General features: G+C 66.5%; 20 protein-coding genes and 10 pseudogenes. 20 read left to right on the plus strand and 10 right to left on the minus strand.

What is annotated here, in order from left to right; all coding sequences use genetic code 11:
• Window positions 1-2 precede the first annotated feature (2 nt).
• The 3 genes and pseudogenes from LRS04_RS19760 to LRS04_RS19770 all read left to right on the plus strand — a co-directional run.
• On the plus strand, window positions 3-749 hold the full coding sequence (locus LRS04_RS19760; protein WP_257817792.1) for an SDR family oxidoreductase: 747 nt from the start codon (window positions 3-5) through the stop codon (window positions 747-749).
• 158 nt (window positions 750-907) lie between these two features.
• Complete coding sequence (locus LRS04_RS19765; RefSeq protein ID WP_257817793.1) at window positions 908-1,924, plus strand: amidohydrolase family protein; 1,017 nt, start codon at window positions 908-910, stop codon at window positions 1,922-1,924.
• Between the two features lie 19 nt (window positions 1,925-1,943).
• Window positions 1,944-2,150 (plus strand): annotated as a pseudogene (locus LRS04_RS19770) (transposase); the annotation flags it as partial.
• 204 nt (window positions 2,151-2,354) lie between these two features.
• On the opposite strand, the pseudogene LRS04_RS19775 reads toward LRS04_RS19770, so the two are convergent.
• Window positions 2,355-2,654 (minus strand): annotated as a pseudogene (locus tag LRS04_RS19775) (transposase domain-containing protein); the annotation flags it as partial.
• A gap of 167 nt (window positions 2,655-2,821) precedes the next feature.
• Here LRS04_RS19775 and istA point away from each other — a divergent pair.
• The 3 genes and pseudogenes from istA to LRS04_RS19790 all read left to right on the plus strand — a co-directional run bounded on the left by istA (window position 2,822) and on the right by LRS04_RS19790 (window position 6,213).
• Window positions 2,822-4,336, plus strand: a complete 1,515-nt coding sequence (gene istA, locus LRS04_RS19780) for an IS21 family transposase (protein ID WP_257817795.1) — start codon at window positions 2,822-2,824, stop codon at window positions 4,334-4,336.
• 22 nt (window positions 4,337-4,358) lie between these two features.
• Window positions 4,359-5,074 (plus strand): annotated as a pseudogene (gene istB, locus LRS04_RS19785) (IS21-like element helper ATPase IstB); the annotation flags it as partial.
• Window positions 5,075-5,196: 122 nt separating this feature from the next.
• Window positions 5,197-6,213 (plus strand): IS110 family transposase, encoded by a 1,017-nt coding sequence (locus tag LRS04_RS19790; RefSeq protein ID WP_257817796.1) that lies wholly within the window; start codon window positions 5,197-5,199, stop codon window positions 6,211-6,213.
• 583 nt (window positions 6,214-6,796) lie between these two features.
• On the opposite strand, the pseudogene LRS04_RS19795 reads toward LRS04_RS19790, so the two are convergent.
• Window positions 6,797-8,006: pseudogene (locus LRS04_RS19795) on the minus strand (IS66 family transposase); the annotation flags it as partial.
• On the opposite strand from LRS04_RS19795, the gene LRS04_RS19800 reads away from it, so the two are divergent.
• Entirely contained in the window at window positions 7,995-8,159 is a 165-nt protein-coding gene (locus LRS04_RS19800; protein WP_257817797.1) for a hypothetical protein, read from the plus strand. The pseudogene LRS04_RS19795 and the gene LRS04_RS19800 sit on opposite strands and share 12 nt — an antisense overlap.
• 18 nt (window positions 8,160-8,177) lie before the next feature.
• Here the strand turns inward: LRS04_RS19800 and tnpB are convergent, their stop codons facing one another.
• Window positions 8,178-8,540: an IS66 family insertion sequence element accessory protein TnpB gene (gene tnpB, locus LRS04_RS19805; protein ID WP_308238398.1), complete on the minus strand. Its 363-nt coding sequence runs from the start codon at window positions 8,538-8,540 to the stop codon at window positions 8,178-8,180.
• Window positions 8,530-8,907 carry a transposase gene (locus LRS04_RS19810; RefSeq protein ID WP_257817798.1) on the minus strand — a complete coding sequence of 126 codons (378 nt, stop codon included), beginning with the start codon at window positions 8,905-8,907 and terminating at the stop codon, window positions 8,530-8,532. The genes tnpB and LRS04_RS19810 overlap by 11 nt, the downstream gene beginning before the upstream one ends.
• 114 nt (window positions 8,908-9,021) lie before the next feature.
• Between LRS04_RS19810 and LRS04_RS19815 the strand changes: the two are divergent.
• Window positions 9,022-9,237 (plus strand): annotated as a pseudogene (locus tag LRS04_RS19815) (transposase); the annotation flags it as partial.
• A 69-nt stretch (window positions 9,238-9,306) separates the two neighbouring features.
• Here the strand turns inward: LRS04_RS19815 and LRS04_RS19820 are convergent.
• Window positions 9,307-10,506: an IS256 family transposase gene (locus LRS04_RS19820; protein WP_257817799.1), complete on the minus strand. Its 1,200-nt coding sequence runs from the start codon at window positions 10,504-10,506 to the stop codon at window positions 9,307-9,309.
• Window positions 10,507-10,668: 162 nt separating this feature from the next.
• On the opposite strand from LRS04_RS19820, the pseudogene LRS04_RS19825 reads away from it, so the two are divergent.
• The 9 genes and pseudogenes from LRS04_RS19825 to LRS04_RS19865 form a co-directional block, all read left to right on the plus strand.
• Window positions 10,669-11,514: pseudogene (locus tag LRS04_RS19825) on the plus strand (IS3 family transposase); the annotation flags it as partial.
• A 288-nt stretch (window positions 11,515-11,802) separates the two neighbouring features.
• Window positions 11,803-12,189, plus strand: a complete 387-nt coding sequence (locus LRS04_RS19830; RefSeq protein ID WP_257817800.1) for a hypothetical protein — start codon at window positions 11,803-11,805, stop codon at window positions 12,187-12,189.
• Window positions 12,190-12,295: 106 nt separating this feature from the next.
• Window positions 12,296-13,239, plus strand: a pseudogene (locus LRS04_RS19835) (acetaldehyde dehydrogenase (acetylating)).
• Window positions 13,236-14,282 carry a 4-hydroxy-2-oxovalerate aldolase gene (gene dmpG / locus LRS04_RS19840; RefSeq protein ID WP_257817801.1) on the plus strand — a complete coding sequence of 349 codons (1,047 nt, stop codon included), beginning with the start codon at window positions 13,236-13,238 and terminating at the stop codon, window positions 14,280-14,282. The pseudogene LRS04_RS19835 and the gene dmpG overlap by 4 nt, the downstream one beginning before the upstream one ends.
• 235 nt (window positions 14,283-14,517) lie before the next feature.
• Window positions 14,518-14,808 carry an alpha/beta fold hydrolase gene (locus LRS04_RS19845; protein WP_257817802.1) on the plus strand — a complete coding sequence of 97 codons (291 nt, stop codon included), beginning with the start codon at window positions 14,518-14,520 and terminating at the stop codon, window positions 14,806-14,808.
• The gene (locus LRS04_RS19850) at window positions 14,805-15,275 is read left to right on the plus strand and encodes a hypothetical protein (protein ID WP_257817804.1); all 471 of its coding nucleotides are present in this window, start codon (window positions 14,805-14,807) and stop codon (window positions 15,273-15,275) included. Before LRS04_RS19845 ends, LRS04_RS19850 begins: the two co-directional genes overlap by 4 nt.
• A gap of 47 nt (window positions 15,276-15,322) precedes the next feature.
• A complete protein-coding gene (locus LRS04_RS19855) occupies window positions 15,323-16,534 on the plus strand; it encodes an NAD(P)/FAD-dependent oxidoreductase (RefSeq protein ID WP_257817805.1) in 1,212 nt (403 codons plus the stop codon).
• A gap of 23 nt (window positions 16,535-16,557) precedes the next feature.
• Complete coding sequence (locus LRS04_RS19860; RefSeq protein WP_257817806.1) at window positions 16,558-16,878, plus strand: 2Fe-2S iron-sulfur cluster-binding protein; 321 nt, start codon at window positions 16,558-16,560, stop codon at window positions 16,876-16,878.
• 325 nt (window positions 16,879-17,203) lie between these two features.
• A complete protein-coding gene (locus LRS04_RS19865; RefSeq protein WP_374570377.1) occupies window positions 17,204-17,428 on the plus strand; it encodes a hypothetical protein in 225 nt (74 codons plus the stop codon).
• A gap of 159 nt (window positions 17,429-17,587) precedes the next feature.
• Here the strand turns inward: LRS04_RS19865 and LRS04_RS19870 are convergent.
• Window positions 17,588-17,836: pseudogene (locus LRS04_RS19870) on the minus strand (transposase); the annotation flags it as partial.
• A 245-nt stretch (window positions 17,837-18,081) separates the two neighbouring features.
• Between LRS04_RS19870 and LRS04_RS19875 the strand changes: the two are divergent.
• Together LRS04_RS19875 and LRS04_RS19880 are read left to right on the plus strand one after the other, a co-directional pair.
• Complete coding sequence (locus LRS04_RS19875) at window positions 18,082-18,321, plus strand: hypothetical protein (protein ID WP_257817807.1); 240 nt, start codon at window positions 18,082-18,084, stop codon at window positions 18,319-18,321.
• Entirely contained in the window at window positions 18,318-18,572 is a 255-nt protein-coding gene (locus LRS04_RS19880; protein ID WP_257817808.1) for a transposase, read from the plus strand. Before LRS04_RS19875 ends, LRS04_RS19880 begins: the two co-directional genes overlap by 4 nt.
• 149 nt (window positions 18,573-18,721) lie before the next feature.
• Here the strand turns inward: LRS04_RS19880 and LRS04_RS19885 are convergent, their stop codons facing one another.
• On the minus strand, window positions 18,722-20,278 hold the full coding sequence (locus LRS04_RS19885) for an ISL3 family transposase (protein ID WP_257817809.1): 1,557 nt from the start codon (window positions 20,276-20,278) through the stop codon (window positions 18,722-18,724).
• A 97-nt stretch (window positions 20,279-20,375) separates the two neighbouring features.
• Here LRS04_RS19885 and LRS04_RS19890 point away from each other — a divergent pair.
• Window positions 20,376-20,719: pseudogene (locus LRS04_RS19890) on the plus strand (IS701 family transposase); the annotation flags it as partial.
• On the opposite strand, the gene LRS04_RS19895 reads toward LRS04_RS19890, so the two are convergent.
• The 3 genes and pseudogenes from LRS04_RS19895 to LRS04_RS19900 all read right to left on the minus strand — a co-directional run bounded on the left by LRS04_RS19895 (window position 20,711) and on the right by LRS04_RS19900 (window position 23,766).
• Complete coding sequence (locus LRS04_RS19895; protein ID WP_308238400.1) at window positions 20,711-21,865, minus strand: TolC family protein; 1,155 nt, start codon at window positions 21,863-21,865, stop codon at window positions 20,711-20,713. The pseudogene LRS04_RS19890 and the gene LRS04_RS19895 overlap by 9 nt on opposite strands.
• 73 nt (window positions 21,866-21,938) lie before the next feature.
• Window positions 21,939-22,202 (minus strand): annotated as a pseudogene (locus LRS04_RS28335) (hypothetical protein); the annotation flags it as partial.
• Between the two features lie 7 nt (window positions 22,203-22,209).
• Window positions 22,210-23,766: an MDR family MFS transporter gene (locus tag LRS04_RS19900; RefSeq protein ID WP_257817811.1), complete on the minus strand. Its 1,557-nt coding sequence runs from the start codon at window positions 23,764-23,766 to the stop codon at window positions 22,210-22,212.
• Between the last annotated feature and the right edge of the window lie 2 nt (window positions 23,767-23,768).

Raw genomic sequence — 23,768 nt, forward strand, 5'->3', positions numbered from 1 at the left:
CGATGTCTTTCAAGAACAAAGTCGCAATCGTCACCGGTGCAGCGAGCGGTATCGGACAGGCCATCTGCGAAAAATTGGCCGAAGTCGGTGTCAATCTCGTGCTTGGCGATACAGCCGAGGACACGTTGAAGGATTTGGCGGGGCGGCTGCCAGGGCAGATCGAAACCGTCTGCTCAGATCTTTCAAAGGAAGAGGGGGCAAATAGGTTAGTTGGCGCGGCGTTGGCCCGATTCGGCACTATCGATATCCTAGTCAACAACGCCGGGGGTGGTGTGATCCGGCCATTCCTTGACCACACTCCGGAGACCCTGCGCGAAACCCTGGACCGAAATTTGTGGACGGCCCTTTGGTGCACACGCACAGTTTTGCCGCACATGCTCACGAAGAAGTTTGGACGCGTAATCTTTATCGGCGCGGACTCGGTCCGAAATGGCCTTTGGCAGCACGCAGGCTACAACGCCGCCAAAGGCGGCGTACACGGACTAACGACGGGTCTCGCACGGGAGTTTGCCGCTGACGACATTACGTTCAACACCGTTGCGCCTTGCATTGTAGATACGCCAATCGTGGTCGAAATGCGGAAGCAGCACACCATCCCACTGCTTGAAGATGCCATTGGTGTAGTTCCGAAGGGCCGCCCGGCCCAGACTGCCGAGGTCGCCTCCATGGTTCGTTATCTCGCATCTGAGGAGGCGGCTTTCGTCACCGGCCAAGTCATTAGCGTGAATGGCGGAAGCACGATGCTCTAAACGGACGCGGGGAAGTTGGTTTTGCCGTTCTCTCGCGCTGGCTCATAAAAGTAGTGGCAGTAGCGCGCCGAGAGACCACCTGCTCGAGTGGAGAATCGTGTCCGCCGCTTGACCTTGGCGACTAGCGCTCAATCCCCAATGACTCGCTTGAGGCGGCAATGACTGGCACGATAGACATTCACACCCACGTGGTTCCGTCCAGCTTCCCTGCGTACAGGGGAATTAGGAAGGATGTGGCTTGGCCCTCTGTCGTGCACCAGGACTGCGGCCATGCCTGCGTTTATACCGGCGAGAAGCCATTTCGGGCGATCACGGCAAATTCCTGGAACCCGCGCCTTAGGTCGGAAGAAATGGAAGCCAGTGGCATCGCACGGCAGGCACTTTCGCCGATGCCGGAGCTTCTGTCGTATTGGCTGCAGCCCGACGACGCGGCAATTCTGGCCCGGCATACGAACGATGAAATCGCGCAGATGGTATCGGCTGATAGGGCCCGTTTCTTGGGCCTCGGCATGGTGCCCTTGCAATCGATCGATCTCGCCATCAGGGAGCTGCACTATATTGCGGAGAACGAGTGTCTCCACGGGATCGAGCTTGGTACAAACATCAACGGAAAGCCGATCGGGCATCCCGATTTTGCGGCCTTCTTTGCGGTAGTGAATGAACTTTCGCTTCCCGTTTTTGTGCATGCCCTGAGGCCGGTGGGTGTAGAACGCCTCGTGGGCGGGGCAATGCTCGAACAAGTGATTGCATTCCCCTGTGAGACGGCATTTGCCGCCGCCTCCTTCGTTACCGGCGGAATCATGCAGGCGCACCCCGACCTGCGCATCGCTTTCAGCCATGGCGGTGGAGCATTCGGACAAGTGTTGCCGCGGCTACAATTTTCTTGGAGCATGGCCCCGGAGCTTCAAGAGAAGCTCACACTCTCGCCCAACGAAGTCGCCCGCAAGTTCTTCTACGACACGCTGGTTTACGATGAGGCAGCACTACGCTATTTGATCGAAAAATTCGGTATATCTCAACTCATGGTTGGGACGGATTATCCGTTCCTCATCATGGACCGCGAGGCCAATCAGCGCATCGATCGACTGGGACTTTCCGAAAGCGAAAAACGGCAGATTCTTCGCGGGAATGCGCTGCGCTTTTTCGGCCTCGGCTTCCCGCAGACTTCGACCTGATTGCCCTGGTAGGGGGGAGGTGGGTGTGATCACCGCCGCAGCCCTCATTTCCTCTGTCAGGGACCCGGCCGACTTCAAGTCCGGGCGGCACTTTGCTGCCTGGCTAGGTTTGGTCCCACGCCAGCATTCAACCGGCGGCGTCGACAAGCTCGGCGGGATTAGCAAGCGCGGGGACAGCTATCTCAGGCGACTGCTCATCCACGGCGCCGGGTCCGTGATGCGTTGGCGGCGCAGATCCTGGGCATGGCTCGTCGCATCAGAGAACGTCGGCCGGTGACCTGCCGCCTTCCTGATCCCTCGGTTTGAGTGAGAGTCCGTCACCTAGAGGAGACGGATGTGAAGAAGAGCAGGTTCAACGAGGTGCGGATCATCGTAAGCGGCGCTGCGGGGCCGCGGGCGGGCACGCTGCAGTCGGCGGTCGGGATGTAGATCAGGCCGCGATTGCGGCGGAGGTCGGGGCGTAGGCCCAGGGCAGGAGTTCGTCGAGGCGGCTCTGGAGATGGCCGTTGATCAGCTTTGTGATGACGTCCTCGATGTAGGCCTGGGGCTCGACGCCATTGAGCTTGCAGGTGGCGATGAGCGAGGCCAGCACCGCCCAGTGTTCCGCCCCGCCTTCGCTGCCGGCGAAGAGGCTGTTTTTCCGCGTCAGAGCCAGCGGCCGGATGGCGCGCTCGACGGTGTTGGTGTCGAGCTCGACGCGGCCGTCGTCGAGGAATCGGGTTGCGTGTTCCACGCGATCGTGGGCACGGATTCCACGGCAAGGTGGGCGCGGATTCCGCGCGAAGGTGGGCAGCCATTCCACGGGATGGTGGGCGCCCCTGATCTGAAGGGGTGAGCACGGTTCGGCCGACAATCTGAGGGCTAAGGAGCCCCTCTGTGTGAGCAGGGGGGGACCCGATGCCGAGCGAGAGATTGTCGATGCGCCGGATACGAGAGTTGTTGCGCCTGAGGTTCGAGGTCGGCCTGAGCACCCGGCTGATCGCGAGCTCGCTGGGGATCAGCAAGGGCGCGGTGAGCGACTACCTGCAGCGCGCCCAGGTGGCGGGGCTGGGCTGGCCGTTGCCCGAGGCGCTGGACGACACCGCGCTGGAGCGGCGGCTGTTTCCCGGCCAGCCGCCGAGCAAGGCGCCGCGGGCCGAGCCGGACTGGGCGGCGGTGGACCGGGAGCTGCGGCGCAAGGGCGTGACCCGCTCGCTCTTGTGGCAGGAGTACCGGGCGGAGCATCCCGACGGCTACGGCTACGCCTGGTTCTGCCAGCACTACGACGCCTGGAAGGCGCGGCAGGCGCCGACCATGCGCCAGCGGCATCGGGGCGGCGAGAAGGTCTTCGTCGACTACGCCGGCGACACCCTCGAGGTGATCGATCCCGAGACCGGCGCGGTCCGGCCGATGAAGCTCTTCGTGGCCGCCATGGGGGCGTCGAGCTACGTCTACGCCGAGGCCCGGCCGAGCGAGGGCCTGGCGGACTGGATCGGCTGCCATGTCGGGCTCTTCGCCGCCCTCGGCGGGGTCCCGGCGACGATCGTCTGCGACAACCTCAAGGCGGGGGTGGCGCGCGGCGACCGCTACGAGCCGCAGATCAACCGGACCTACCAGGACCTGGCGCGGCACTACGGGACCGCGGTGATCCCGGCCCGGCCCTACAAGCCGCGCGACAAGGCCAAGGTCGAGCAGGCGGTGCTGCTGGCCGAGCGCTGGATCCTGGCGCGGCTGCGCAACCGGCGCGTCTTCGGGCTGGCGGAGCTCAACGCCGCCATCGCCGAGCTGACGGCGGAGCTCAACGGGCGGGTGATGCGCGCCTACGGCATGAGCCGCGCCGAGCTCTTCGCCCAGGTGGACGCCCCGGCGCTGAAGCCGCTGCCGGCGGCGCCCTACGCCTTCGCCGAGTGGAAGGTCTGCCGGGCGGGGCTCGACTACCACGTCGAGATCGACGGCTCCTGGTACTCCGTCTCCTACCGGCTGATCCCCGAGCAGGTCGATGTGCGGATGAGCGAACGCACGGTGGAGGTCTTCCACAAGGGCCAGCGCCTCGCCAGCCACGCCCGGTCCTTAGGCCGCCGCGACCACACGACGATCCCCGAGCACATGCCCAGCTCGCACCGCCGGCACGCCGAGTGGACGCCGGCGCGGCTGATGGCCGGCGCGCAGAAGATCGGCCCGGCGGCGGCGCTGGTCTCGGCCATCATGGCCGAGCGGCCGCATCCGGAGCAGGGCTTCCGCAGCTGCATGGGCATCCTGGCCCTGGAGAAGCGCTACGGCCGCGCCCGTCTGGAGGCGGCCTGCCAGCGCGCCGCCCAGATCAGGGCCCGCTCGATCCTGCAGACCGGCCTCGACCGCGCCTTCCTGGAGCCCGAGCCCGATGACCAGCCCCTGCGCCACGGCAACATCCGCGGCCGCAACTACTTCCACTGACCCTCAAACCCAAGGAGACCCGATGCTCGCCCACCCCACCTATGAGCGCCTGATCGCGCTCGGCCTGCCCGGCATGGCCAAGGCCTTCGAGGAGCAGCGCGCCGCGCCCGATCTCGCCGCGCTCAGCTTCGAGGAGCGCATCGGCATCATGGCCGACCGCGAGGCGGCCGAGCGCGACAGCAAGCGGCTGACCGCGCGGCTGAAGTTTGCCGCGCTCCGCCAGGACGCCTGCGTCGAGGACATCGACCTGCGTACGCCGCGCGGGCTGGACCGCGCGCTGCTCGCCCGCCTCGTCGCCGGCGACTGGATCGGCCGCCATCAGAACTGCCTGATCACCGGCCCCTGCGGCGTCGGCAAGAGCTGGATCGCCTGCGCGCTCGGCCACAAGGCCGCCGCGACGGCCGCTCCGTCTTCTACCAGCGCGTCCCGCGCCTCTTCGAGGCCCTGGCGCTCGCCCGCGGCGACGGCCGCCACGCCCGCCTGCTCAAGACGCTGGGGCGCGTCGACCTCCTGATCCTCGACGACTGGGGCCTCGCCGGGCTCACGCCCAACCAGCGCATCGACCTCCTGGAGATCGTCGAAGACCGGCAGGGCCGCGGCTCCACCATCGTCACCAGCCAGATCCCCGTCGACCAATGGCACGACGTCATCGGCGACCCCACCCTGGCCGACGCCATCCTCGACCGGCTGGTCCACAACGCCCACCGCCTGACCCTCGCCGGCGACAGCCTGCGCAGGCTCTCCGGCCACCGCGAGCTTGACGCTCAGGCCAACCCCTTGATGGGGTGGATGGCCCCCTCAGACCGACGCCGAAGCGTCATGGTGGTCGTCATCTTGCCATTGCGCGGAGGAGACCATCCATGGGTGAGATTACCACAGTGGCCGTCGACTTGGCCAAGCGCGTGTTCCAGGTTCACGGCGTCGACGCGGCCGGCAACGTGGTGCTGCGGCGCCAGCTCCGTCGGTCAGAGGTGTTGCCCTTCTTCGAGAAGCTGAGCCCGGTCATCGTGGGCATGGAGACGTGCTCCGGCGCTCACTATTGGGGCCGGCTTCTCGCAGGCATGGGCCACGAGGTTCGGCTTGTGCCGCCGATCTACGTGAAGCCTTTCGTCCAGCGCCAGAAGAACGATGCGGCGGACGCTGCGGCGATCTACGAAGCGATCAGCCGGCCGTCGATGCGGTTCGTGCCGGTGAAGACGACCGACCAGCAGGCTGCCCAGGCGGCGCTCCGCACCCGGGAACTCTTGGTCCGACAGCGCACCATGGCGGTCAACGCCTTGCGTGGGCACTTGGCGGAGTTCGGCATCACGGCCGGCGTCGGGCTGCACAACCTGCCGACGCTGCTGGAGCGATTAGACGCGACGACGGAGGCCCCGGACTACGCACGGGAGAGCCTGCAACTGCTGATCGACCAGATCGAGGACTGCAGCGACCGCATCGGCAAGCTCGACGTCGTGATCGCGCGCCGCTGCCGCGCCGATCCAGACGCCCGACGCCTGATGACAATCCCGGGCATAGGACCGCTCACCGCGAGCGCTCTCCTGGCGACCGTGCCGGATCCGGCCCGCTTCAAATGTGGCCGACACTTCGCAGCCTGGCTGGGGCTCGTACCCCGACAGCACTCCACAGGCGGCCAGGCGCGGCTGGGCCGGATCAGCAAGATGGGCGACAGGACCCTGAGACGACTGCTGGTCTCGGGCGCCGTGGCGGTGCTGTTGGCCGCGCGCCGGCGACCCGGCTTTAGCGACAGCTGGCTTGGCCGCCTGCTCGCGCGGAAGCCGCTGTTGCTGGCAGCCGTAGCGCTCGCGAACAAGCATGCGCGGATCGTCTGGGCATTGCTGGCGAAGGGCGGCGTCTATCGCGAAGCGGCGGCTTAGGAGCTTGCCCGCTGCATCTCGCGGCGGGCGGTGTGTGCGTCGGCGACGACGGAGGTGATGGCGACGGGTCGACACCTGGGCTCGGGCAAACCATGCGAGTCGTAGCGCCTCGAGCGCGTACCCTTGATCGGGACCCGAGCCCCGCGCACTCCATCAGGGCCAGCAGCCGAAGATGACTGCACCGACAGGCCGGACACATGACCGCGCGCCGAGCCACCGCCACTCACCTTCGTTGATGTGTCTGATCGCTCCGGTGGAGGCCGGCAGCGAGGGGAGCCGGCTGGCTTCGAGCCGTCAAGGACAAGCCGGCTTCGCCGGGCGCGCGTCCCGCGCGCTCCTTGACCGCTCTTCACCAGCCGTCTGTGGGGCTGCCATGCCCTCCAGGGAAGGGTAGCCCTCGCTGGCGCGAGGGCTCTTGCGCGGAAATCGGTTGCCGGGGTGGGGCCATCCACACATGCCGGGGTGGGGCCATCCACACATGACTCCATGCCCACGTCGGCCGACCGAGCCGCCCACGATCACGTGGAACAGGCGCCCACCATCGCGTGGAATCCGTGCCCACGATCACTGGAATGCGCAATCGGGTGAGGCCTTCCCAGTGGTTCAGGACGTAGCGGATCGCCTTGGCCAGGTCGCCCTTCTGGCTGATCAGCTCGAGGCGGGCGCTCAGCCACGGCTTCAGATCGGCCAGCAGCGGCGCGCTCTTTGCCTGACGCACGGCCCGCCGGTCGTCCGCCGATCGGCCGCGGATCTCGTCCTCGACGGCGTAGAGCTGTTGGATGCGGGCGATCGCCTCGGCGGAGATGGGCGTCTTCGCCGGGTTCTTCTCGTCCAGCAGCTTGTGGAAGTAGCGGCGCGTATGGGTCCAGCAGAAGGCGAGCTCGACAGCGCCGCCCTTGGCCAAGGCCTTGTAGGCGCCATAGCCGTCGGTCTGCAGCACGCCGCGGTAGCCGGCCAGATGCTGCGCCGGCGACGAGGTCGCTCGATCCCCCGCATAGACGAAGGCCACGCCCGGCGGCGCGGGGCCGCCCCAGGCTCGGTCGTCACGCGCCTAAGCCCATAGCTGTCCGAGCTTGGTTCGGCCGCGCCCGGGGTCCAGCACCGGCGCCCGGGTCTCGTCGGCGAAGAGCTTTCCCGAGGCCTTTAGCTTCTCGAGCAGCCGGGCGTGCAGCGGCTTCAGCAGCTCCGCCGCGGTCCCGGTCCAGTGCGTCAGGGTCGAGCGGTCGAGCACGACGCCGCGGCGAGCGTACATCTGCGCCTGACGATACAGCGGCGTGTGGTCCGCGTACTTGGCGACCACGACGTGGGCGACGGTGGCCTCTGTCGGCAGGCCGCCCTCGATCAGGCGCGTCGGCGCCGGGGCCTGCACCACCACTTCCTCGCAGGCGCGGCAGCCGTACTTGGGCCGGCGGATCACCAGCGCCCGGAAGGTCGCCGGGATGACGTCCAGCCGCTCGGCGACGTCTTCGCCGATCCGGTGCAGGGCGCCCGCGCAGCAGGGGCAGGTCTTGTCGTCGATGTCGATCACGCGTTCGACGCGCTGCAGATGGGCCGGCAGGGATCCGCGGTTGGCCCGCCGCTTCGCCGCCGTGGCGGCCTCTCGGCCGGCGTCGACAGGCGCAGCTCAGCGCTGGCCAGCTCCTGCTCGAGATCCTCCAGCGCCAGCGCGAGCTGATCGGGCTCCAGCTTCTCCGAGCGGCGCCAAAGGTAGTTCGCTGGAGATCGCGGATGATCCGCGTCAGCCGCGCGATCTCCTCGTGGTCCGCGGCCCGGGCGTCCTCGTGAGCGGCGATCTTCCGATCGCGCTCATCGAGCTCTGCGGCATGGCGCGCGCGCTCGGCCTGGAGCAGTTCCCAGAGCGTCCCGGCGTCGATGTCACGCGGCAGTTCCACGAGCGAAGTAGATCACGGCGCGGCCGCTTTGAGGCGCCCTCGCGCGCCTCCTGAGTCAACTCGCCGCAGGGTTCAGGACACCTCCTGCGGGGCCCGCGTCCGCCGCGGGGTCATCACCCGCGTCCACTCCAATCCGGCGACCAGGTGCACCGCGCTCAGCCGCATGACGCCGTCGGTGATCTGCGGCCAACGGAAGCCGCCTTGTTCCAGGCGCTTGGCGTAGAGCACCAGGCCGGATCCGTCCCAGTACAGCAGCTTTATCCGGTCGGCCCGCTTCGCTCGGAAGACGTAGATCACGCCCGAGTATGGATCGGCTTTCAGATCCTCCTTCACCGCCCGGGCCAGGCCATCATGCCCCGGCGGAAGTCCACCGGCCTGGTCGCCACCAGCACCCTCACGCCCGCCGGCGGCCCCGATCCTGGGATCACTGGCCAGCCTTCAGCGCCTGGATCACCGTCGCCACCGTCTTGGCCTCAGCGCCGCGGCCGATCCGCACCAACACGCCGTCGATCTCGATTTCGATGTCGCCGCCGACCCGCGGCTTGCGCCGTCTCTTCGCCGCCACGGTCCTCGGCGGTTCGGCCGGCTCGACCACCACGGGCACGAACGCCGGCGCCGGCTCTGCCGCCTTGCGCGCCTCGCGCAGCCAGCCGAACACCTGCTGCGGCCGCAGGTCGTGGCGACGCGCCACCTCCGACACCGTCGCGCCAGGCGCCAGCGCCTCCAGCATGATCTCGGCTTTGGCGTCCGCCGACCACGTCCGCCGCCCGCCGACACCGGTGATCACCTCCAGCCGACGCACCACAATCGGCTTCGGCTCGCACGTAAGGTCGTGCGTAGGGTCAAAACCAGACATCTGCGGATCTCGTCTCCGATCGAGATCGCTATTGTCATCGCTTCAATTCAGACCTGGAAGGTGCCCTCGGAGCGCCGCTTACGGATCATCGGCGTGCTGCGGGAGCAGGAGGCCGGGAGCCCGACGGCGGAGGTTCGCCGTCGGCACGGGATCAGCGAGCAGACCTTCTACCGCTGGAAGGCCAAGTACAGCGGCATGAGCGTTTCGGACGCCACGAATCTGAAGACCCTGGAGGACGAGAACCGGCGGCTGAAGAAGCTGCTGGCGGAGTCCATGGATCGTGTCCCAAGCCGTGGTGTAGCTTCGGCGGTGTGATCACCGCGCTCTCCAGCTGGGCCGGACTTGTCAGGCGGCCACGGCGGGCAGGCTGACGAGGGCATCATCGCTGAGCAGTGCGAAGCTTTCCAGCGGCATGTAGCGGGAGCGCTGGACGGCCCATTCGTCGGACTGCTCGAGCAGGATGGCGCCGACCAGGCGGGCGAGCGCGGCCTCGTTCGGAAAGATGCCGACCACCTCGGTGCGGCGCTTGATCTCCCGGTTCACCCGCTCGATGGGATTGACCGAGTGGATCTTCACCCGGTGGGCGGCGGGGAAGCTCATGTAGGCCAGCACGTCGTCCTCGGCCCGCTCCATCAGCTCGGCGAGCTTCGGCAGCTTGAGGCGCAATTGGTCGGGGACCCTGCGCCACTGGGCCTTTGCGGCCTCGGCGTCGTCCTGCGCGAAGGCGGTGGCCATCAGCGCCGAGACCACCCGCCGGCCGTTCTTGCCGGCGTGGGCCAGCGCATTCCGGGCGAAGTGCACGCGGCAGCGCTGATGAGTGGCGCTCAGCACCCGCGCGGCGGCCGCCTTCAGGCCCTCGTGCGCGTCGGAGATCACCAGCTTGACGCCGCGCAGGCCGCGGCGGGCCAGCTTGCGCAGGAACTCCGTCCAGAAGGTCTCCGCCTCGGACGGGCCGATGCCCATGCCGAGCACCTCTCTCCGGCCGTCGGTGTTGACGCCGACGGCGACGGTGACCGCCATCGAGACGACACGGCCGGCTTGGCGCACCTTCACGTAGGTGGCGTCGATCCACAGGTAGGGCCACTCGCCTTCGATCGGCCGCTCCAGGAAGGCCTGCACCCGCTCGTCGATCTCCTCGCACAGCCGGCTGACCTGGCTCTTGGAGATGCCGCTCATGTCCAAGGCCCGGACCAGGTCGTCCACCGAGCGGGTGGAGACGCCCTGGATGTAGGCCTCCTGGATCACTGCGGTCAGCGCCTTCTCGGCCAGCCGCCGCGGCTCGAGAAAGAACGGGAAGTAGCTGCCCTTCCGAAGTTTCGGGATCCGCAGCTCCACCGTGCCCGCCCGGGTCTCCCAATCCCGATCGCGATAGCCGTTGCGCTGGACCAGCCGCTCAGCGCTCTTCTCACCATGGCCCGCGCCGGTGAGCTGGCCCACCTCCAGCTCCATCAGCCGCTGGGCGGTGAAGCCGATCATCTCGCGCAGCAAATCGGCGTCGGCGCTCTTCTCCATCAGCCCGCGAAAGGCGATCATGTCGTCGGTCATCTTCGGTCTCCTGGTTTGGGGTTTGTGTCTGCAAACCCGACCCTAACCGAAGATCGCGGATGACCACCCCGCTACGCCGCTCGCTCCCTACGGCGCCTTGTAGGGGCGCGCTCCGCGAGCGGCTTCGCTACCGCCCAGCTACACCACGTCCGGGGACACCACCAGTCCATGTTGGACGTCTCGGCCCTGAAGGACCTTCTAGGAAAAAACTGATCGGGCCTGCAGCGCGCAGGGCGGCCGTGCATCGTCTGGTGACGGAGCGCGGCCTCTCCCAGAGGCGCGCCTTCGGGCTGGTCCAGATCGATCCCAAGACGGTGCGTCGCGTGGCTCAGGCGGGCGATGCGGACGTGCGTGAGCGGCTGCGGAGCCTGGCGGCGGAGCGTCGCCGCTTCGGCTACCGGCGGCTGGGCATCTTGCTCGAGCGTGAAGGCGTCAGCATGAACAAGAAGAAGCTCTTCCGGCTCTACCGCGAGGAGGGCCTGGCGGTGCGCAGGCGCCGTGGCCGCAAGCGCGCGACCGGCACGCGCGCGCCCATGGCGCTGCCGGATGGTCCCAACCAGCGCTGGAGCCTGGACTTCGTGGCCGATGCGCTGAGCTGGGGCCGGCGGTTCCGGATCCTGTGCATCGTCGACGACTTCACCCGCGAAGCCCTGGCGCTGGTCGTGGACACCTCGATCGGCGGCCGTCGCATGGCCCGCGAGCTGGACGGTCTGATCGCCCGGCGGGGCAAGCCAGCCACCATCGTCAGCGACAACGGGACCGAGATGACCAGCCGGGCCATGCTGGAATGGACCAACCGCACCGGCGTTGACTGGCATTACATCGCACCGGGCGAGCCGCAGCAGAACGGCTCTCGTCGAGAGCTTCAACGGCAAGCTGCGCGACGAGTGTCTGAACGAGGAGGTCTTCGCCAACCTGGCTGAGGCCCGCGCCGTGATCGAGCGCTGGCGGCTCGACTACAACCACGTGCGCCCGCACTCGGCGCATGGCGGGCTTACCCCCGAAGCCGTGCGGCTGAACCCCGCGGCCGGCCGGCTGCGCAACTTGATCAGCTCCACCGGCCGGCCGCTACCGCCGACGCTGGAGATCAGCTACCAACCCCCCAGGACTCTCATAATGATCGAGGGACCGGCGGGGGGGCAGGTCACGAGATTAGGAGTGTCGCCTGGTCTTCTCACGATGTGGGACTCTCCATTACGCACCCATTGCTGGTCGACACGTCGGAGCTCTACGCTTACGCCAACAACAACACAAAATCGGGAGTCGCCCTAAGTGGCGTCTGAGAAACTTGATAACTTGGCCGCGCATCTGCGGCAGGCCCACGATCGGGGGCCTCTTACGCCCCTGCGAGACGGCCTTGATCTGTCGGGCATGGAGGGCGCTTGTGCCGTCCTGAGCATCAATACCCGCTACTGGGTAGAGGGCGGCCGAAGGATCATCGGCAAGAAGATAGGCCTGATGTCCGAAGCCGTACAAAAGCAACTCGGGTTCAATCAACCTGACTTCGGCGCGTTATTTTCTGACATGGAGATCGCCGACGGGTGCGGAATGATCCTCGAGGTCAATGGCGCGCTGCCTCGATGGGGGTTGGCGCCGCTCGCCTTGGCAGTCCGCTCACCGCCGCCGCATGGCTGGCGCGCACGCTCGCGGCGAGGGGCGAGCCGTTGTGGGCGGGCGATCTGATTTTGACGGGCGCGCTTGGGCCGGCGGTGTCGGTCGCACCGGGGGCTTCAGTCACGGTTTCCATCGGCCGGCTCGGCGATCGCGGGTTCAAGTACGGAGTAGCAGCGTGAGCTTACAGACGAAGGTCGCGATCATCGGGTCCGGCAACATTGGTACGGATCTGATGTTTAAGATCCTTTACAGATCTCGCCACCTCGCGCTGGGGGCCCTCGCGGGCGTGGACCCCGCCTCAGAGGGTTTAGCGCGAGCCAAGCGCCTGGGAGTCGCCACAACCGACCGCGGCATTGACGGTCTGCGCGAACTTGATTGCTGGCCCGAGGTTCAAATCGTTTTTGACGCAACCTCGGCCGCAGCCCACGCGCGGCATCAGGAGATCTGTCTCGCGGACGGCAAGGTCATGATCGACCTGACGCCTGCGGCGGTCGGCCCATATGTCGTCCCCGTGGTGAACGGAGACGCTCACCTCAACGCACAGAACCTCAACATGGTCACGTGCGGCGGCCAGGCCACCATCCCCATCGTCGCCGCGGTAAGTTCAGTGGCGCGCGTCCGCTATGCGGAAATCGTGGCGTCCATCGCCTCGAAGTCGGCTGGGCCAGGGACCCGAGCGAACATCGATGAATTCACCGAAACAACCTCCCGGGCCATCGCTGCAGTAGGAGGCTCTGATCACGGCAAGGCAATCATCATTCTCAACCCGGCCGAGCCCCCGCTGGTTATGCGCGACACAGTGTACTGTCTGGCTGAAGGGGGGAGCCTGCGGCGATCAAGGCGGCTATAGAAAAGATGGTCGAAAGCGTTCAGGCCTACGTTCCGGGTTATCGGCTCAAGCAAGAAGTGCAGATCGAGCGGATTGGAGATAATCAGCCGATCTACATTCCAGATACGAGCGAAAACTTTACCGGGTATAAGGTTACGACGTTTTTGGAGGTCGAAGGTGCCGGGGACTATCTTCCGCCCTATGCCGGAAATCTGGACATAATGACGTCAGCCGCCCTCAACACTGCAGAGCGCGTGGCGGCGGCCCGGACTAAGGCGGTGCGCGCGTGACCCGAATTGCACAGCCGAGGAAGCTCTATATCCAGGACGTCACCCTGCGTGACGGCATGCACGCGATAGGCCACCAGTACGGTCTAGACGCCATCATCAAGATCGCTAAGGCGCTGGACGCGGCCAAGGTGGACGCCATCGAGATCGCGCACGGTGACGGTCTTGCCGGATCTTCGCTGAACTATGGGTTTGGTCGCCATTCGGATTGGGAGTGGATTTCCGCCGCTGCTGAACAGTTGACCCACGCGACACTTACGACCCTCCTTCTGCCCGGCATCGGAACGGTTCATGACTTGAAGCGCGCATTCCACGCGGGGGTGCGGTCGGTTCGTATCGCGACGCATTGCACGGAAGCCGATATTTCCAGACAACACATCGGGTTCGCGCGCGACCTCGGCATGGACGTCGCCGGCTTCCTGATGATGAGCCATAGAGCTTGTCCGGAAGAGCTGGCGCAGCAGGCGCTCCTCATGGAGAGCTATGGCGCGAATTGCGTGTACGTCACGGATTCGGGCGGCGCGCTTACCATGGACGGCGTCACGGCGCGGCTCGAGGCCTACGACCGGGTCCTCAGGCCAGAGACGGAACGTGGCATCCACGCCCATCACAACCTTTCCCTCGGCGTCGCTAATTCTGTCGCGGCGGTCCAGGCTGGCGCGACCCGCGTGGACGCCAGTTTGGCGGGTATGGGCGCGGGGGCGGGGAACGCCCCGCTGGAGGTCTTCATCGCAGTGGCGGATCTGTACGGCTGGCCACACGGCGCCGACCTTTTCACGCTCATGGACGCGGCGGACGAACTTGTTCGCCCTCTGCAGGACCGCCCCGTTCGCGTGGATCGTGAGACCCTGACCCTCGGATATGCCGGCGTCTACTCAAGCTTCCTGCGGCATTCAGAGCGTGCGGCGGACACCTACGGCGTCGATGTCCGCAGCATCCTCCTGGAACTCGGACGCCGAGGCATGGTCGGCGGACAGGAGGACATGATCGTCGATGTCGCCCTCGATCTCGCCTCCCAGGCAGGGGCTGGAACTGAATCTCCTTAGAGTCTAAAGTGGTGAACTACAATGTGGTGTATGAAGGTGGTTATAGATAGGGAGATTTCGAAGCGATCTATAAAAGTACGAGAAATCGCTGCGCCGATGCTAGGCGACGGTGTCAAACATCTTCTCGCCTCCTACGAGCGCCCCGTATCGTCTCGCGAGAGGCCTGGCAGTTTCGCGGATGTCAGGGTTCGTGACCCCCTCGAACTCACGGACGAGTTAGTCGAATGCCGCTTTCATGCCAGGCTTTGATGCCAGCCATGATCCGGGCGATGCGGCTAACCCGCCGTTCAGTCGCAGCCTTCTGCCTTCCGGCGAGGCGCTATCGCCGTTGGTCGCGCAAAACACACTGCTGATCTGGGGGCGTGATGACCGGACGGTCACCCTCGATCACGCCTCCCTGCTCCTGAAGTTCCTACCGGAGGTGCGTTTGCATGTCTTCGGCAAATCCCGCCAATGGGATCAATGGGACAAGGCCCAGGAGGTCAAGACGCTCGTCGGTCACGTCCTTAGGGAAACAGCGCCTTGACCATGGCCGCCGACCTTGGTGGGGGCTCCGTCAGCCTGGTGGAGCTGGCCGCGCGATTGGCGCTGGACCTGCAGGGAGCCGGCTATGCGCCGATCGACTTCGGCGCGTGTCCGGAGGCCCCACTATCCATTGTCGGGGCCGGCGCCAGCCTCGCCGGCTCGGTGGACCAGGTTGGCCACAGTGCGAAGGTGGCCCTCGTCTGCGTGACTGACGGGGTGCAGCTGCCCAATGTGCTGGGTGACTCTGGCGGCGGCCTTCTCCAAAGCGCGCCGGCCGGCGGTCCGGTCTCCGCCGGCGAGCTGAGCGACTTGCTCGCCGGTCCTTTTGGGCTCGGCGCGGCGGGCCTGGCTCATTGGGCGCTGGTCGCTCTCTGCTCTGTGGCGTTGTCGCCAGCTGGTTGGTCTATGCGCAGCTGGAAAGCTGAAGGCCTCAATAATCAGCTGATGCCGTTCAGACCGACAGTTTAGGAGTTCCGATCCGTGCTTCACCCCGCGCCGCCTGTTCCAACAACATGATGAAGGTGCTGATCCTGGGCGCCGGCCATGCCGGCGGCACGGCCGCGGCCCTGCTGCGGCAGTACGGCCATGCGGGGCCGATCACCCTGGTCGGCGAGGAGCCGATCCCGCCCTACCAGCGCCCGCCGCTCAGCAAGGCTTGGCTGAAGGGCGAGGCCGACGCCGACTCCCTGGCCCTGAAGCCGCTGGAATTCTACGCCGAGCACGGGATCGACTTCCGGCCGGGCGTCCGCGCCGTCCAGCTGAAGCGCAGCGACAAGGTCGTCCTCCTTTCGGACGGCGGGGCGCTCTCCTACGACATCCTGATCATCGCCACGGGCGCCCGCGCCATCGCCCTGCCGATCCCCGGCGCGGACCTCCCCGGGGTCATGGCCCTGCGCACCGCCGCCGACGCCGAGCAGCTGAAGGCCGCCGTCGGTCCGGGCAAGACCCTGGCCGTGGTGGGCGGCGGCTATATCGGGCTGGAGGTCGCCGCCTCCGGGCGCGCCCTGGGCGCAGAGGTCGTGGTGCTGGAGCGCGAAGAGCGCCTCCTGGCCCGGGTGGCCCGCAACGCGCTGTCGGACTTCTTCCGCAGCTATCACGAGGCCCACGGGGTCAGCTTCGAGCTGGGCTGTTCCGTGGTGGCCTTCGAGGGCGAGGGGCGTGTGACCGGCGTCCGCCTCGCCAGCGGCCAAGTCATCGCCTGCGACGCCGTCGTGGTCGGCGTGGGCGCTGCGCCCAACGACGAGATCGCCGCCGACGCTGGCCTCGAGACCGCCCGCGGGATCGTGGTCGACCTCGACGCCCGCACCTCGGACGCGGCCATCTTCGCCATCGGCGACGTGGCCCACCGGCCGATGCCGATCTACGAGCGCATGTTCCGGATGGAGAGCGTGCCCAACGCCCTGGAGCAGGCCAAGCAGGCCGCCGCCGCCATCACCGGCCGTCCGCGACCGGCGGGCGAGTGCCCCTGGCAGTGGTCCGACCAGTACGACCTGAAGCTCCAGATCGCCGGCTATCCGTTCGACGCCGACCAGATCGTGCTGCGCGGAGATCCCGCGACGGCGAAGTTCGCGGTCTTCCATCTGAAGGGCGACCAGCTGCAGGCGGTGGAGGCGATCAACGCCCCGCCCGAGTTCATGATGGGCAAGCAGCTCATCCTCAACCGCAAGCCCGTCGACAAGACGCGGCTTGCCGATCCCACGATTTCCATGAAAGAGGTCGCCGCTTAAACGCGCGGCTCACGGGGAGCGCCATGGCCAAGATCACCTACATCGAACACGACGGCACCGAGCACGTGATCGACGTGAAGTCCGGCCTCTCCGTCATGGAAGGCGCGGTGAAGAACAACATCCCGGGCATCGACGCCGACTGCGGCGGCGCCTGCGCCTGCGCGACCTGCCACGTCTATGTGGACGAAGCCTGGCTCGACGTGGCCGGTTGGCGCTCGGCCACGGAGGTCGCGATGTTGGACTTCGCCGAGGAGGTTGAGGAGAACAGCCGCCTCTCCTGTCAGATCAAAGTGACCGACGCCCTGAACGGCCTCGTCGCACGCATGCCGCAGAGCCAACGCTGAACCGCGAGACGACCGCTTGATCTGCCGGCCGGAACGGAAACGTACGTCCAGATTGCTCTGTGCCGCTGGCGAGAATCTACTAGGGTGGCGCTGCGACCATGCGAGTCGGGTGAGGCGATCACGCCGCAGCAGAAGGGAGTATAAGCCCACGGGAGAAGCTCGTCGAGGTGCCTCTGAGATGCAAGCGCTATTCTCACGCCACGGCGCTGATTGGTGGGGCGCCTGCCTGTGGCCTGCCCCCGAGAGGTGATCCAGGTTCAATGATATACCGACCGGCGCTGCGTCTGACTCTGTGGGGATTCCCTTGAGCGGAGAAGAGGGTTCGATGGTCGAGCCGGAGGGGTTCGCCATGCCAGCTATCGCGCTTCGCCAGGATTATGACGCCGCTCAGCTTCGCGCGCTTGCACGGGCCAACAACGACGCCTGGCAGGTCCGACGACTGCTTGTGCTGGCGGCGGTCTATGAGGCGCCAGCCGCGGCCCCGCGGGCGGTCTGGGCACTTCTTCGCTCGGGCGGCGTGTACAAGCAGCCTCAGCTGCAGGCGGCGTAGCGAGGAGATTCAGCCGGCGAGACCCGTCGACTGAAGCGGCGCGAGGGACAAAGAGCATGTGGCCCGGGCCGACAATCGCGCGTAGCCGATGCCCTTCAGAATCCGCCCAGGTCACGTCCCTGAGTGGTGGAAATTGGGCTGGCCTAGCGGTGTGACGTCTCAGGCCGAGCGCGGTGTAAGTATGGGCGCTGCGGCGGGTGGAACAAGTAGGATCTGATCCTCGTCGGGGGGCTGGCCGAGATCGGCGAGCGGCTCCAGGCTGAGGTAGCGGTGCTGCAGCTGCCATTCGTCGTTCTGCTCCATGAGCACGGCGCCGACGAGGCGGATGATCGAGGCCTCGTTGGGGAAGATGCCGACGACGTCGGCCCGGCGCTTCACCTCCTTGTTCAGCCGCTCCAGCGTATTCGTAACCGGTATGAGGATGGCGGCGCCGAAGTCCCGCTGTGGCTGTCGCAGCTGCGGCTTATCGTGCGACCATCCGGGACAGAGGCGCCGGGAGCACGAAGGTGCGGGCAGGCCGATGCACATGATGAGCCGTGAGCTCGAGTTAGTAGCTGGCCGCCTCTGCGACTCGCCCGGTTGCGCTGTGAGCGCGGATCCGTAGTTATCGTGTCGCCCGCCGCTCCCGTCATCCAACCCGACAGGAGGAGGCAATGCGACGTGTTGTTGGAATAGACATCCACCGGACCTTCGGCGAGGTGGTGATCTGGGAAGAAGGCAAGCTCACGCGCGCGGGGCGAGTGGACATGACCCGACCCGCGCTGGAGGGCTTCGGCCGCAGCCTACTCAAGACCGACGAGGTGGTGATCGAGGCGACCGGCAACGCCATGGCCGTGTCGCGGGTCCTTTCGCCGTTCGTCGGGAGGGTGATTATCGCCAACCCCTCCAGGTGAAGGCGATCGCTCATGCCCGCGTGAAGACCGACAAGATCGACGCCGGCACGCTGGCGAGCCTGCGCGCGGCCGGCTACCTGCCCGAGATCTGGACGCCGGACGCCGAGACCGAGCGGAGGCGACGCCTGACGGCTCGCCGCTACCAGGTCGTTCGGCACCGCACCCGGCTCAAGAACGAAGTGCACGCCATCCTGCACGCGCACCTGATCCCATGCCGATTTGTTCAGCGGCGTCGGTCGGACCTGGCTTGAGCGGCAGCCAGTCCCCCACGATGAGCGGGTCGCGATAGAGCGGCATGTCCGTGAGCTCGACCGGCTGGCTGAAGACCTCGCCGGCCTGGACAAGGATTGTGAATCGGCGTGGAAAATTGGCTCTGACGCAATCTTGGTGGTGAGGGAGCTTATCCGGCGCCGATGACGCGAGCCTGCAGCAGATCGAGCTTTCCACGGCCGTACATCTGGCGTTTCACCAGCTTGAGTTTGGTGATCTGCCCCTCGGTCTGGCCGTTGGACCATGGCGAGGCGATCGCCGCGCTGACGGCCGCCCGGTCTCTGACGACGCCGTTGGCGAAGGAAGCGACCAAGCTCGATCGGGCTCGCTCCAGCCAGGGCTCGAGATCGGCGAGAGACTTCTTGCGGATCATGGCCTGGAAGGCGGCGATGGTTTCCCGCGCCTCGACCAACAGAGGCACGCCACCCTCGATCGCCGCGACTGCGACGCTCTCGGACTTGGAAAGATCGTCGCGACCGATGGTCATGAGCCGCGCAATGGTCCGGGCCGAGGGGGCTCGGCTCAAGGCGTCGCCATCCATCTTCTCAGCCTTACGCCGTCGCGTAGCCCACTCGGTGACGACCCTACGACAGCCGCGAAACCCTTGGCTCTTGAGCTGTCGCCATAGCTCGGCGCCATTCCGTTGTCCGGCTGCCCACTGAGCGTCAAGCCAGGGCAGGTACAGTTCAAGCGAACTCTCCCGGACGCGGAAGACATCCGAGCGTTGACCGCGCAGCACACGGCGAACAAAGCCGCGGCTGTACCCGGTCCGACGAACAATCTCTTTGATGGTCGCCCCGCCCTTTGCCAGCCCGAGAATGGCGGCGTTGGTGTCTTCCCGGCGAAGATATCCCTCGTACTGGATCCGCTCGGCAGCGGTGAGCAGGTCGGGATTGATCGTGGCGGCTCCGATGGCGGTTCGAATTTGGCGCATGGATTTACGCACGGCATCGAGGAAGGCGTGGCTGGCGTTTTCCATCAAATGCCACCGGTCCGCCACCTGGGTCGCCCTTGGTAACGCTTTTGCCGCCGCCAAGGCGTAGCCGCCGCCGCGGTCACGGGCGACGATATCGATCTGAGGTTGGTCTGATAGCCAGGCCTGGGCTGTCGCCGGCTCCCGGTCTGGCAGCAGGGCGATGGTCTTGCGCCGCTCCAGGTCGCAAATGATGGTCCCATAGCGCTGGTTGCGCCGCCACGCCCAGTCATCGATCCCGATCACCGTCGGCGGAATGAAACGCGGGCTGCCGCGACGTCGCACGACGCGCAACAACGTGTCGTTGCTCACTGGCAACATCAGCCTGCGGGCGAAACTCGCGGCCGGTCGCCCGCCCAGGGCAAGCCCGAGATGGTGGACAATATGATCCAGGCGGGCAGTTCGACGTGCCCATGGCGCCAGAACGTCCTTGTCGAAGCGCTCGGCGAATATCCGCCGGCCACACAGCACGGCGGCGCAGTGAAAGCGTCGCGCCACGACGACGAGGTGGACAGGCTTACCCGCAATCGGCAAATCCGCCAGCCGTCGCCGATATCGGCTGTGAATCCGCTCCGATCTCGTTCCGCAGCCTGGACAGGAGCTCGAAGTGTACGAGGGCCGAACCGTGATCAACGTCGCCTCGCCCTCGTTGATAGCGGCGTCGACTACAAAGCCGCGCGGGACGAGGGAAGATGGTCGGAGGGACTGCCCCATGGCGTTGACTCCTTTTGCGAACCAACGCCAGCCGGCGGCCGGATTTTATCAAAAGTGAGTCAGAGCCATTTTTGCGCGCCGTTTGACAGACAGCACGCTGAAGACCTTGGCCGCGGCGGTCAAGGCGCGCTGGGCGTGCGAGCAAGCCCACCAGCAGCTCAAGGAACAACTGGCCTCGACCATTCGAGGGGCGGTCATGGACAGGGCTGCACCGGCACGCGCTGATGACAATGATCGCCTACGCTTTCTTGCAAAGCCGCCGCCTGACTCGGGCGGGTGGGGAAAACGAACCTTCGGCCCGCCATCTCAGCCGAGCCTGCCGGCGAGCCGACAGGCCCTCATCGATCAACTCTTCCTGGCAGACTCGCGACGATGTCCGCATTGCAGAGCACGGCCCACACGGAATCTGCCAAGGCAGTGCTAGGCGGCCGCTCAAGATGACAGGCGGGTGCTGGTGGTTTCCGCAGGATATGTCCACCCGAGGCCAAGTGATTTTTGGATGGCCACGTAGCTACCGGTCAGCGCCGCGACGGCGCTGCGCAGGTTCGCCTCCGCCAGCACCCGCTGGCGCTCGGCCTCCAGGCTGTCGCCCAGTGAGACGACGCCATGCTCGTGGCGCTGTCGCATCAGCACCGCCGATTCGTCGGCCGCCCGCTTGATCTCGGCCAATGCGGCGACGGTCCGCCTTTGCTGCGCAAAGCGCGCGAGCGCGGTTTCGGCGTCCCGCAACGCGCTGAGCACCACCTGCCGATACTGCGCCTCGGCTTCATCGCGACCGGCGCGCGCCTGCGCGACCGCCGCCGAGGTTCGTCCAAAGTCCAGCACGCCCCATTGAAGCTGAGGCACGGCGATTTTGGAAACGTCGCCGCCGGCCACGAGATCGTCCAGCGACGTGCCACCGATCCCGAGGATGCCCATGAAGCTGATCCTGGGGAACCGGGCCGCCTCCGCGCCTCCGATGCGCGCCGTCGCGGCCGCAAGGTTACGCTCGGCGGCGCGGATGTCCGGCCGCCGGCGCAGCAGCGAGGCGGGATCGCCGATCGCCACGCTTTGCGGGGGTAAGGGGACGTCACGCGGCTCAGCCAGAAGCGCGTCGAGCGATCCCGGCGCCTCGCCCGCGAGCACAGCCAGCGCATTGAGGTAGATCTCGATCTCGGCTTCCGCCACTGCAAGATCGTTGGTTGTCGCCTGCATCGCTCGGTTCGCCTGGCCCACGGCGAACGCCGGCGCCGTGCCCTGCCGGAAGCGCTGCTGGGCAAGGTCGAGTTGCTGACGCTGCAGGTCGAGCGCCCGCCCCAGGGCGGCGGCGCGCTGCTGCCGGTCGCGAAGATTCGTATAGGCATCCGCGATCTGGCTGGTCAGCTGGACCTGCGCGTCCGCAGCGTTGTAGGCCGCCGCCGCCACGAGGGCTTTGGCCGCTTCGATCCGACGGACCTGTCCGCCGGCAAGGTCGATCTCCCAATTGGCGTTCAGCCCGAAATTGTAGAACTCGAGCGAGGTGTCCCCACCTTGCTCGGACGACGGCCCGGTAGCAGGCGAGGGGGGCGCCGTTTGCCCGGCCCGACTGTAGATCCAAGCCCGGCAGATCTGCGATCACAGCCGTCGCCTGAGCCCCTGCGGTGGGGAACAGGGCGGCGCGCTCCTGGCGGACCGATGCGCGAGCCTGCCGGATTCTCGCCTGCGCCGCCTCGATCGACGGGTTCGACGCAAGCGCGCGCCGCTCAAGCTCGTTGAGCACCGGGTCCTGCAGCGCGGTCCACCAGGCGGCCACGGTGGGCTCTTGTGAACTCACGCCTGCCGTTTGGCGAACGAACGTGGGGCGTGGGGTCGCGCGGCCGAGCTCCGGCGGTCCAGAATAGTCCGGGCCGACGACGCATCCGCCAAGCAGCAGCGGGGCAAGGATGAAATGTCTGAACCTGCTCATCGAAGTCTCAGTGCATCGCTAGCGACAGCCCCTTGGGCAGGGGACGGAGGAAGAGCACGAGCGGCAGGGTCGCCAGCGTCGCAACGGCCATCGCCCAGAATATGTCATTGTAGGTCATGACGAACGCCTGCCGCTGAATGGTTCCGGCGAGCGACTGGAACGCCGCGTCCGTGCTTCCGAGGACGTGTGCCATCCCCGCGAGATATTCCTGCAGACGGGAGTCACTGGCCCAAAGAGTCTCCTCCATCCGTCGGCTGTGGAGCCACATCCGCTGGTCCTGGAAGGAGGCAAGCGCCGCGAGCGCGAATGAGCCGCCCAGGTTCCGCGCCGCATTGAAGATGCCCGAGGCGTCGCCGGCGTCCTCGCTGCTGACCGAGGCGATGGTCGCCTGGTTGAGAAAAAGCATGGTCAGGATCATTCCCACCCCGCGCAGCAGCTGTCCGGCAGTGAAGGCTTCGCCCGCGGACTCCGCCGTAAGACTGGTGCTTGCGAAACAGCTGATCGCCATGATGGCCAGGCCTGCGCCGACAGCGACCCTGATGTCGACCACCCGGATCAGGAACGGCACGATGGGCATCAAGACGAAGGCGGGCACGCCCATGAGAAAGATGACCTGGCCGGTCTGCAGCGCGTTGTAGTCGGCGATCAGTGCGAGGAACTGGGGGATCACGAACATCGAGCCGTACATCACCATCCCGAGCGCCAGCGCCATGACCACCACGCTGCCGAACTGCCGGTTGAGAACGATCCGCAGCTTCAAGACAGGCTTCGCCGCCCGGATCTGGCCGATTCCCAACATCACGAAGCCGATGACGGTCATGATCGTCAGCTGGACGATGAGGGACGATTCAAACCATTCCTCGCGGTGCCCTTCCTCGAGAACGACGGTCAGCCCTCCCAGGCCGAGGATCATCCCGAGGATTCCGAACCAGTCCGCCTCGCGAAGGTAGACCCAGTTCGTCCGTTCGTGCGGCAGGCCCAGCAGCAGGAGGATGAGCAGGAGGGCGCAAACCGGCACATTGACGAAGAAGGCGTAGTGCCAGCTCAGGTTTTCGGTGAGCCAGCCGCCGAGCAACGGCCCCAGCACCGGTCCAAGGATCACCGTCATTCCGAAGAGCGCCATGCCTATAGGCTGCTGCTGGGGCGGAAGGCGCTTGGCGACGATCGTCATCGCGGTCGGAATGAGTGCCCCGCCCAGGAACCCCTGGCCGGTGCGACCGATGATCATGGTTGTCAAGTCGGTGGCCACCCCGCACAGGATCGAGAAGCCGGTAAAGCCGACGACGGCGATGAGAAGCAGCGTCCTCAGCCCCAACAGCCGCTCGAGCCATGCGCTCAACGGGATGATGATGATCTCGGCGACGAGAAAGGCCGTGGCGATCCAGGTCCCCTCCGTGGCTGTGGCGCCAATCTCGCCCTGGATGGTGGGAAGCGCGGAGTTGACGATCGAGATGTCGAGCGTCGCGAGCAGCGCCCCCAGCGCACCGGCGGCGACGGCGATCCAAGCGGTCGCGTCGGCCCGTTCTGGGCGAACTGCACCTGCAGGGGCGGCGGCCGTCGCCATGG

It is taken from the genome of Phenylobacterium sp. J367, assembly GCF_024699985.1.
Taxonomy (GTDB): Bacteria; Pseudomonadota; Alphaproteobacteria; order Caulobacterales; family Caulobacteraceae; genus Phenylobacterium.

What these genes read in the sequence shown, in the direction of transcription:
- LRS04_RS19900 (WP_257817811.1), bottom strand. Translation starts at nt 23,766, where the DNA reads ATGGCGACGGCCGCCGCCCCTGCAGGTGCAGTTCGCCCAGAACGGGCC.
- LRS04_RS19855 (WP_257817805.1), top strand. Translation starts at nt 15,323, where the DNA reads ATGAAGGTGCTGATCCTGGGCGCCGGCCATGCCGGCGGCACGGCCGCG.
- LRS04_RS19820 (WP_257817799.1), bottom strand. Translation starts at nt 10,506, where the DNA reads ATGACCGACGACATGATCGCCTTTCGCGGGCTGATGGAGAAGAGCGCC.
- LRS04_RS19885 (WP_257817809.1), bottom strand. Translation starts at nt 20,278, where the DNA reads ATGGGGCAGTCCCTCCGACCATCTTCCCTCGTCCCGCGCGGCTTTGTA.
- LRS04_RS19765 (WP_257817793.1), top strand. Translation starts at nt 908, where the DNA reads ATGACTGGCACGATAGACATTCACACCCACGTGGTTCCGTCCAGCTTC.
- LRS04_RS19875 (WP_257817807.1), top strand. Translation starts at nt 18,082, where the DNA reads ATGCGACGTGTTGTTGGAATAGACATCCACCGGACCTTCGGCGAGGTG.
- LRS04_RS19860 (WP_257817806.1), top strand. Translation starts at nt 16,558, where the DNA reads ATGGCCAAGATCACCTACATCGAACACGACGGCACCGAGCACGTGATC.
- LRS04_RS19790 (WP_257817796.1), top strand. Translation starts at nt 5,197, where the DNA reads ATGGGTGAGATTACCACAGTGGCCGTCGACTTGGCCAAGCGCGTGTTC.
- LRS04_RS19760 (WP_257817792.1), top strand. Translation starts at nt 3, where the DNA reads ATGTCTTTCAAGAACAAAGTCGCAATCGTCACCGGTGCAGCGAGCGGT.
- LRS04_RS19845 (WP_257817802.1), top strand. Translation starts at nt 14,518, where the DNA reads ATGCCAGGCTTTGATGCCAGCCATGATCCGGGCGATGCGGCTAACCCG.
- istA (WP_257817795.1), top strand. Translation starts at nt 2,822, where the DNA reads ATGCCGAGCGAGAGATTGTCGATGCGCCGGATACGAGAGTTGTTGCGC.
- LRS04_RS19865 (WP_374570377.1), top strand. Translation starts at nt 17,204, where the DNA reads ATGGTCGAGCCGGAGGGGTTCGCCATGCCAGCTATCGCGCTTCGCCAG.